The organism is Shigella sp. FC1567, from assembly GCF_001743015.1.
Lineage (GTDB): Bacteria > Pseudomonadota > Gammaproteobacteria > Enterobacterales > Enterobacteriaceae > Escherichia > Escherichia coli.
In genome coordinates, this window is record NZ_MIIV01000116.1 from 1 (window position 1) to 6,775 (window position 6,775).

The 6,775-nt window shown below is 50.3% G+C and carries 8 protein-coding genes and 1 pseudogene; 2 read left to right on the forward strand and 7 right to left on the reverse strand.

The window, feature by feature from the left end; all coding sequences use genetic code 11:
* A partial coding sequence (locus tag BHE85_RS08980; RefSeq protein WP_158513513.1) for a relaxase/mobilization nuclease domain-containing protein occupies positions 1-530 on the reverse strand: 530 nt, incomplete at its 3' end.
* On the reverse strand, positions 520-843 hold the full coding sequence (locus BHE85_RS08985; protein ID WP_001444404.1) for a MobC family plasmid mobilization relaxosome protein: 324 nt from the start codon (positions 841-843) through the stop codon (positions 520-522). The genes BHE85_RS08985 and BHE85_RS08980, both read right to left, overlap by 11 nt.
* A gap of 67 nt (positions 844-910) precedes the next feature.
* Here BHE85_RS08985 and BHE85_RS08990 point away from each other — a divergent pair, with 67 nt between their 5' ends.
* A complete protein-coding gene (locus BHE85_RS08990) occupies positions 911-1,102 on the forward strand; it encodes a Rop family plasmid primer RNA-binding protein (protein ID WP_000165980.1) in 192 nt (63 codons plus the stop codon).
* 1,047 nt (positions 1,103-2,149) lie between these two features.
* Here BHE85_RS08990 and BHE85_RS09005 read toward each other — a convergent pair.
* The 3 genes and pseudogenes from BHE85_RS09005 to cda all read right to left on the reverse strand — a co-directional run bounded on the left by BHE85_RS09005 (position 2,150) and on the right by cda (position 4,718).
* Positions 2,150-2,272, reverse strand: coding sequence for a colicin release lysis protein (locus BHE85_RS09005; RefSeq protein ID WP_072165042.1), 123 nt, complete (start codon positions 2,270-2,272; stop codon positions 2,150-2,152).
* Between the two features lie 93 nt (positions 2,273-2,365).
* Positions 2,366-2,629, reverse strand: a complete 264-nt coding sequence (locus BHE85_RS09010; protein WP_001038404.1) for a colicin immunity domain-containing protein — start codon at positions 2,627-2,629, stop codon at positions 2,366-2,368.
* A pseudogene (gene cda / locus BHE85_RS09015) lies at positions 2,626-4,718 on the reverse strand (colicin-D). The gene BHE85_RS09010 and the pseudogene cda overlap by 4 nt, the downstream one beginning before the upstream one ends.
* 263 nt (positions 4,719-4,981) lie before the next feature.
* On the opposite strand from cda, the gene BHE85_RS09020 reads away from it, so the two are divergent.
* Positions 4,982-5,227 carry a hypothetical protein gene (locus BHE85_RS09020; protein ID WP_000820629.1) on the forward strand — a complete coding sequence of 82 codons (246 nt, stop codon included), beginning with the start codon at positions 4,982-4,984 and terminating at the stop codon, positions 5,225-5,227.
* Between the two features lie 490 nt (positions 5,228-5,717).
* Here BHE85_RS09020 and BHE85_RS09030 read toward each other — a convergent pair whose 3' ends face one another.
* Together BHE85_RS09030 and BHE85_RS09035 are read right to left on the reverse strand one after the other, a co-directional pair.
* Positions 5,718-5,951 carry an MbeD family mobilization/exclusion protein gene (locus BHE85_RS09030; RefSeq protein WP_000137430.1) on the reverse strand — a complete coding sequence of 78 codons (234 nt, stop codon included), beginning with the start codon at positions 5,949-5,951 and terminating at the stop codon, positions 5,718-5,720.
* A gap of 6 nt (positions 5,952-5,957) precedes the next feature.
* Positions 5,958-6,518: an MbeB family mobilization protein gene (locus BHE85_RS09035; protein WP_000067489.1), complete on the reverse strand. Its 561-nt coding sequence runs from the start codon at positions 6,516-6,518 to the stop codon at positions 5,958-5,960.
* Positions 6,519-6,775: the final 257 nt, after the last annotated feature.

Sequence of the window (6,775 nt, forward strand, 5' to 3'; positions counted from 1 at the left end):
CCCCTCGTAATCGCTTCTGCGGCCTCCTGTTTCGCTTTCGGCAGATTATTCGGGGTGACAAGTGTCCGCCTGTTCTCCGGTGCGTTCGGGTCGTGCAGCCCGTAATGGTGATTCACCAGTGTCTGCCAGGCATTGATTCGCGGACGGTCCGCTCGGTCGTAATAGGGCTGGAGCCGTTTTCCGCTCGCCAGCTCCATATTCGGGATGACAAAATTCAGCTCAAGACGCCCCTTGTCCTGGTGCTCCACCCACAGGATGCTGTACTGATTTTTTTCAAGACCGGGCATCAGTACCCGCTCAAAGCTCTCCATCACCCTTTCACGCTCTCCCGGTGGCAGGGTCTGCTCTGCAAAAGACAGAACCCCCGAGGTGTATTTTTTCGCAAACGGCGTGGCATCGATGAGTTCCCGCACCTCTTCGGGAGCACCCCGCAGAACTCTCGCCCCTTCCCGGTTACGCTCCCGGCCCAGCAGGTAATCAACCGGACCACTGCCACCGCCTTTTCCCCTGGCATGAAACTTAACTATCATCCCGTTCTCCCTGTTTACGGACCTCATCCCTCAGCTCACTCAGTTCACGTCCGATGGCCATCAGTGCAGCCACCACATGAACCCGGTCATGCCCCGACCACTGTCCGCTGTTTATCTTCCGGGCTATCTGATTCAGGTTATTGCCGACCGAAGCGAACTGGCGCAACAGCGGCGGTGCCAGTGTCGGAAGACCTGACGTTTTCGATGGCGGTGCCCCCAGGCAGACCTTACGCATCCATGACGCAAGTTGTTTTCCCTCACAACGTGCCAGCAGCCGCGCATGTTCCTCATCCGTGACCCGTATCGTGAGCATCCTTTCGCGTTTCACCGGTATCATTAAAAACCTCCGACAGACTCCCCACACATGGAGAAACAGAACTGTGACTAAACAGGAAAAAACCGCCCTTAACATGGCCCGCTTCATCAGAAGCCAGACGCTGACCCTGCTGGAAAAACTGAATGAACTGGACGCCGACGACCAGGCTGACATCTGCGAAGCGCTTCACGACCACGCTGACGAGCTTTACCGCAGCTGCCTCGCACGCTTCGGGGATGACGGTGAAAACCTCTGACACATGCAGCTCCCGGAGACGGTCACAGCTGGCCTGTGAGCGGATGCCGGGAGCAGACAAGCCCGTCAGGGCGCGTCAGCAGGTTTTAGCGGGTGTCGGGGCGCAGCCATGACCCAGTCACGTAGCGATAGCGGAGTGTATACTGGCTTACTTATGCGGCATCAGTGCGGATTGTATGAAAAGTGCACCATGCCGGGTGTGAAATGCCGCACAGATGCGTAAGGAGAAAATGTAGCTTCCGGCGCTCTTCCGCTTCCTCGCTCACTGACTCGCTACGCTCGGTCGTTCGGCTGCGGCGAGCGGTACTGACTCACACAAAAACGGTAACACAGTTATCCACAGAATCAGGGGATAAGGCCGGAAAGAACATGTGAGCAAAAAGGCAAAGCCAGGACAAAAGGCCGCGCCGCTGGCGCTTTTTCCATAGGCTCCGCCCCCCTGACGGACTTCACAAAACAGACACTTTTTCGGTGCATCTGTGGGAGTCTTCCGACTCAACCATGAAATCCGCCAGCGGTGGCGAAACCCGACGTGGCTTAAAGATCATCACCGTTTCCGGTGAATCGCTCCCTCCTGCGCCCCCACGTTCCCGCCATATCGATTGCCGGATACCTTTTCCGCCTTTCTCCCTTGCGGGACACGTGGCGCTTTCTCATAGCTCACGTCTTCTGGTATCTCGGGGCGACTTAGGCAGTTCGCTCCGGGCCGGGCTGTATGCAGGAACCCCCCGTTCAGCCCGACTGCTGCACCTTCTCCGGTAACTGTTCTCTTGGGGCCAACCCGGAAAAGACACGACTCAACGCCACTGGCAGCAGCCATTGGTAACTGATTTAGAGGAGTTGCTCTTGAAGTTATGAACCAGTTAAGGCTAAACTGAAAAGACAGTTTTGGTGACTGTGCTCCTCCAAGCCAGTTACCACCGCCGATTAGAAGAGGTCGAAGACTTCTGATCGGACGGAAGGACCCGCCACAAGGCGGGTTTTTTCGTTTACAGGCAGCAGATTACGCGCAGAAAAAAAGGATCTCAAGAAGATCCTTTAATATTTTTCACTGAACCGCCACCCCGATTAGTTTCGAAGATGATGATGGAGCAATTGTTCCTCCCTGAACATCCCTTACATAGTTAGCTTGGCAAGCAGTCAGACACAAAACAGCAAGAACGAGAATCATAGATCCCCCTATCTTTTTTTTCATGACATCTCCTTGTCATGAGTGAATATCTGACATTTATACTTAAATGCCAGATATTAAAATCACTCATGATTATAATTTAAATTTTTCCAAGATAGATCGGACCTCAACCTTAAGTCCATTATCATCAATTTCATAATCAGCCCTATCTGCATCAGGCTCAAATCGCTCAGCAGCCATAAACAACTCTTCCCCACAATTTAATATATTCGGAGACAAATCCTTAACACCATACAATCTTCTCCGTTCAACACAAATTCGCTCTGAAAACTCAATTGCTGTAATTTTCGAAGCTAAAAATAATTTCGCCAAATCGATTATTGCCATCTTGTTCATAGTTCACCTGTCTCTAAATAAATTCGACCATTATCCGCATCTGGATTTATTTTCCACCCAGATAAGAACTCACCATTTGACTTAATTATAACCACATTCATCGTATTAGGATTAAAATAAACTTTTGAACCTTTTTCTCTTCGGTATGTTCCTTTCTCTACTGTATCCTTATCCGATAAATGCTCCTCAATAGCATCCCTGAATTTAGTAAGAGTTTCACGATTCTTTTTTGTATCACTAATACCAAAATCACCAGCATGTTTATATTTTTTATCAAGTTGTTTACGCGAAAATCGCCCTGAATCCAGAGGATCATTAAGCATCACATAAACAGCTTCAACACCAGTCCCAGCAGCATCAGGACGCCAGTAAATAAAATCTCGTAGTCCACCAACATCAGAAACAGGAGTAATCGTCGTTACTGGCATTTCGACCGGTTTTACTTCCGTTCCTGTATGCACTGGTGTAACCGGAACGGGTTGATGATTACCTGTATCTGTTGGCACCGAAGGTTGTGGTACCGGATTAACCAGAATCGTCCGGGAAGGTGCGCCTACTACTGCTGGTAACGTGATTTTATCCAGTCCTGTTGCTGTATCACGGACAGCATTAAGAACAGGAACCGCAGCCGGGATACTTTCATTCCCTGTTTTCAGTAAATCCAGAGCTAATTGCCCGTTACTGTTTATCAATTGTCCACGAACAGGCAGATTTACACTCGTCGCACCAGGTTCAATGACCACGCCCTGTCCAGCCAACATCTGAGCACTCAGCGAAAACATCGCCTCCAGATTTCGCCCCGGCACGATATCACTTCCTGCTCCAGCTTCTTCTGAATGAAACCACAGAGCACCAAGAGAAATCCGCATAAGCAGGGGACTCACTTCGGGTATGGTTACTTTCTCCAGAGCATTACTGAAAAACTTGCTTATGTTGCCTGCAATATCACCAGCAGCAGTCCAGACACCAGTTCCGGTCATCGCCAGTTGTACAGAACTGGCAGTGTTATTCAGAACAAGAGCTCCCTGCTCATTCATTACTGAATTAGCCCTTTCCATCATTTCCTGTGTATATACAGGAGGCTGGTTCACACCTGCTTTACTAAATAACTCGGCTTTTGCTTTTTCAGCTTCAGCCCGGGCTACCGCTTCTTCTTTCTTGACTCTGAAATCATCCTTTGCTTTATTTTCGGCTTCCTGACGCTGACTCAGACCATTACTGTCCAGAATCTCTACAGTTGAAATATATAACGGAGAAACACCACTGCCTTCAGGAAAACGAACAATGACATCATGATTATTACTGGACATCGTATAACCAGCCTCAACATAATTACCTGTCTCAGCAATAACTCCTTCTTCCTGAATTTCGGGATTAGACAGAACCGGAGTATTCATCTGACCCACACTTAATACCAGGTCCGGTAGATCTGGTGATACAGGGGCACTGTAAACATCTTTAATATTTGTTCCCGGACGACTCCGGTCCGGAACTGGAACGGCATCAACTACCGGCACTGTCATCGGAATACCTCCGATAATAGCCATATATTGCGTACCGTTCTGCATAAGGTCCATCAGACGATATTTCACCGGTACATTATTACCCGCTGCTGGTAACTGGCTGGCCGGAATATCCGTTACCTGTTCCAGTTGCTGTGTAACCATAAGACGAATAATTTTTTGCTCATTTCCGGAAGCAGGCTCCAGACGGGCAAAAGAAACAGCAGCCGGGCGAGACGGTTCTGGCAAACCACCACGTAAACCATTCTCAAGAACTGTTCGTGCAGCGGAAACTTTCTCGTTTCCCCAAGGGCTATGCACACTGACAGACCATCCCGACCAGTCTCCCTCTTCAAGTTCCTTATCCAGAATAATCCGGCGAATAATTCCCGGAAAAAGAACACTTTGTACAAGTGCGATACCCTGTGGGCTGTAATCCCCCCATCCCGGAGGCATGGATGGAGCGATACCTGATGAGCCTCCTGGTTTCACATCACCACCCGAAATCAGTCCTGTTGACGCCACACGACCATCGAGTGCCCATAATCAATACCTTCTGTCGGACCACTACCTTCGTAATCACTCATAAAAATACCTCTTTGACTTTTAAAACAATGCGTTAAAAACAACAAACTGTATATAAAACCAGTGGTTTTATATACAGTGAAAAGTTACGTCACCTCGTAAATCCTGTCAACCCACTGGATTTACGTTTTTGTGAAAACGCTCAAGAAAAACAACCAATCATTCTTAAACTCAATGGCAACAGGCATGAAAGAAGGCTGATTAGCATAAGGAGAGAGCCAACAGTTAAACTGTTATGACACCAGAGAAACATCCGGAGACCACCATGAAACGCCATAGACTGACCGAAGCCGAAGAGCGCCGACTGGCAGAAGCCATTGCCGCTGAAGCTCGTGCCATGGGGCTGACGAAAAAGGACAAAATGCCGCAGGAAACAAAGCGACGCCTCCGGGCACGGATACTTAAAGCCATTCTTGATGAACGAACGGCCAGCAAAAATCGAGAAGCCACACTGACTGCCGGACAGGACCCGGATGACACCTTCACCTGGCAACCACTGCGCCGCCGCTAAGCTAAGGGTTATTTAACATAACCCCTTAATTGTACGCACCGCTGAAATGCGTTCAGCGCGATCACGGCTGCTGACAGGTAAAAATAGCAACAAACCACCCGAAAAGCTGCCGCGATCGCACCTGATAAATTTTAACCGTATGCATAGCTATTCAGCCATGTGAATAACGCTGGTTTTGCCTGCGTAAACCTCATGACACTGTTTTTTTTCCATCTTTTCAGTTGATGACATACGCAGACATCGCGGGATGAGGCTGAGGAATGAGCGCGATCTGGCAAAGAGGCAAAACACAGCAACAAAAACGACACGCCAGAATCGCGCCCGGATGCGTTTTTAACGCGTTCCGGTACCATCTGGCAACCTCCCGGAACAACTCACCGTCATATCCCTATTGACGGGCCACGCCATACCCGTGCTTCCCGTTCCTGCTCTTCATGCCAGGACCGCGCACGCTCCCGTTCCAGGCGTGCCTGCCTTTCCTGTTCATCCCTTATCTGCTGTTCGTGATAAATAACCGACTCAAGTGGTCCACCTGCTCGACTAATCTCTGCACCTGCTGACTCAAGTCGTCGCACTGTTCCCTCAGTTGCCCGTTCTCCTGTCGTGTCAGCTCGAACATATGCTGCAAATCCGTGAAGGCGCTCTCCCAGTCTTTCAGCCGCTGCGTATAGTCCTGCTGCAATTGCTCTAAGGCGTTCAGTAAGTGCATTTCCAGCTCTGTCATACTCACTTACTCCCTGACCAGTCTTACTGCGTTCTTCTTCTCCACCGTCCAGTTGTTTTCCCCCTTCACCCCGGACGGCAATACCAGAAATTTCCCGTTCCTGCCCTCGTGATACGTCACACCCCATGTTTTTTCCCGGAGTTTCGCCAGCGTCTCTTCCTGGTCCCTGATAGCCAGGATGTTCGCCGCAATCCGGCTTTCCTGCCACTGAATCAGCCCCCATGACGCCAGAAAAATCCCGCCCGTGACGCAAAGCGCCGTCAGCGACGGGTACAGTATCCGCCCTTTGACCAGCTTCCAGAGCAGCTCTTCCTGCCGCCGGGCCAGTTCGTTCTCTGTGGCGCTGAACTGCGCGTTCACGGCACTGTTCAGCGTCTCCAGTTGTTCTTTCACCGCTGCTGTGTGTGCGCTGATAGCGTCTCTGATTTTCTGCCCGTTTAAGTTCAGTTCCCTGTCTACAGACGCTTCGAGCTTCCTGAACTCGCTGTTCAGTATGTTCTCTGTAGAGACGGCACGCTCTTTCAGTTTCTTCTCGAAGTCTGTCCCCATTTGTAAAAGATTGCTCATACAGCGCCCCTTTCAGCCTGAGATTACGCCCGCCCTCCGGGTCGGCGATACTGATACTGCTCCTGGTTGTCCTCACAACCTCAAAACCTGCCGCTGTAAGCGCCTCAGTGACATCCTGACGCGTTTTTAGCGCTCCGGCATGGTAAAGAGCCTCCAGTCCCCTCGTAATCGCTTCTGCGGCCTCCTGTTTCGCTTTCGGCAGATTATTCGGGGTGACAAGTGTCCGCCTGTTCTCCGGTGCGTTCGGGTCGTGCAGC